The organism is Vibrio sp. 811 (assembly GCF_033339195.1).
In genome coordinates this window covers 1-592 of the sequence record NZ_JAWOUB010000654.1, presented here as the reverse complement: position 1 = coordinate 592, position 592 = coordinate 1, and the positions used below count along the sequence as shown (strand labels likewise).

1 pseudogene is annotated in these 592 nt (G+C 43.6%); it reads right to left on the bottom strand.

Going from position 1 to position 592, the window contains the following annotated elements:
• Positions 1–69: 69 nt before the first annotated feature.
• Positions 70–592, bottom strand: a pseudogene (locus R7Q46_RS28645) (hypothetical protein); the annotation flags it as partial.

Genomic DNA, 592 nt, shown 5'->3' with positions numbered 1-592 from the left:
CACAATGACATTGGGAGTCTGACAAAAAAATAGGAAGCTAGGCTTCCTATTTTTACGAACTGCTGAAGATTACTGTTTGGTTAGAGTAACACATGCATCGTAGGTGAAGTTAGCCGGTGCAGGCTTTACCGTGTTGATGGTAACGCAATCATCAACTGTTTCAGTGATGTTCACGTCGGTTAGGCGATATGAAATGCTAACACCACTATCAGTGAATTCAATCGATGCGATTTCACCGTGTTTGAATTCACCAATAACTTCGAATGTCATAGGACGACCTTGATAGTCGATAGCCCATGCACCAGCAGGTACTTCTTGACCGATAGATTCTTCAGTTGCAGCTAGTGATACGCCAGATGTGTAGCGGAACACAGGCAAGTCTTTGTTAGGTAGCACGCCGTCGCCATCGATATCGATGAAGTAATCCACGTGTGGAATATCAAAGTCTAGACCGTTGTCAGCATAGTACTTCTGAGTGTTTTCGTACGCTGCTGTTTTGTATAGCGCTAGGCTGTACTGGGTTAGTGCTTGTTTCATTTCTGCAAACTGAATTGACTTAGGCGCTAACAATACCTGACCAATTTTCTCGATT